Source organism: Mesorhizobium sp. M7A.F.Ca.ET.027.03.2.1 (assembly GCF_003999175.1).
GTDB lineage: Bacteria > Pseudomonadota > Alphaproteobacteria > Rhizobiales > Rhizobiaceae > Mesorhizobium.
In genome coordinates this window covers 1-1,149 of sequence record NZ_RZOM01001444.1, presented here as the reverse complement: position 1 = coordinate 1,149, position 1,149 = coordinate 1, and the positions used below count along the sequence as shown (strand labels likewise).

The following is a 1,149-nucleotide window of genomic DNA, read 5'->3' as shown; positions in this document are numbered from 1 at the left end:
ATGTTGAAGACGATCAGGAAAACGATCGTCGGGATGATGAAGAGATTTCGGATCGTGAGGTCGCTCATGCCGCGGGTGGCGGAGCGCGAGTTGGGATCCAGCGTGGTCATGACTGCAGTGGCCAAAGCCAGTTCCTTCCTTGTGAAAAGAAAACGGAAGGGGTGGGCTCCCACCCCTTCCGAGCGTTAGTGCCGCTTACTTCACGCGGTTGTACTTTTTGAACGTCGCGTTCCAGTCCGAGGCGAGCGCATCGAGCACTTCCTTGGCCGTGCCCTGATTGCCGGTGATGTACGGATAGACGCGTTGGTTCATCGCGATGAGCAGCTCGGCGTACTCCGGCGTCGCCCAGAAGTCCTTCACCTTGAACATGGTTTCGTAGAAGGCCTTGTTGTAAGGCGTGGCGTTCTGGAATTCAGGCGACTCGAGCACCTTGGCACTTGCCGTGTAGCCGCCGAGTTCCGCCCACTTCTTCTGCGTCTCGTCTTTGATGAACCATTCCAGGAACTTCATCGCCTCTTCCTTGTTGTTGGAATAGGAGATGACGGAGATGCCCTGGCCGCCGAGCGCGGCGAACTGGTCGCCGTTCGGGCCGGCCGGGTTGGCGAAGAAGCCTGTGTTCTTGGCATTCGGGTTCGAGGCTTCGTTGATGAGCGCCGGGAAGAAGGCGAAGTAGTTCATGCTCATCGCAGCCAGATTCTCGGTGATCGCCTGGTTGTCCTCGATGAAGAAGCTCTTGGCCCAACCAGGAGGTGTGAAGGAATAGAGTTCCTTGTAGACCTCGAGCGCCTTGACGTTCTGATCGGAGTTGATGATCCCGTCGACCTTGTAGGTGGCATAGTCGCCAAGTTCGCCGCCGTAGGAGAAGATGGCGTTCTCGACGCCCATCACCAGGGCATCATATGAATTGTCGGTGTAGATGGCGACGCCGTAGCGCTTCTGGTCGGGACGGTGGAAGAATTCGGCAATGTCGCGCAGCGCCTTGAAATCCTTCGGCACGCCGAGATCGTAGCCATACTTGGCCTTGAAGGCTTCCATTTCCTTGGGGTCCTCGAACCAGTCCTTACGGTAGGACCAGCCGACTGCGTCACCCTCGGCCGGGATCGACCAGTACTTGCCAGAGGCCGACGGATACTCGGCGTAGTACTTGAC

Annotated in this window: 1 protein-coding gene and 1 pseudogene; both read right to left on the bottom strand. The window is 57.7% G+C overall.

Translation table 11 applies throughout. The features are described from left to right. Positions 1 to 125 (bottom strand): annotated as a pseudogene (locus EN750_RS41230) (sugar ABC transporter permease); the annotation flags it as partial. 70 nt (positions 126 to 195) lie between these two features. After that, the coding region (locus EN750_RS35450) for an extracellular solute-binding protein (protein ID WP_127399356.1) at positions 196 to 1,149 on the bottom strand (954 nt) is incomplete at its 5' end.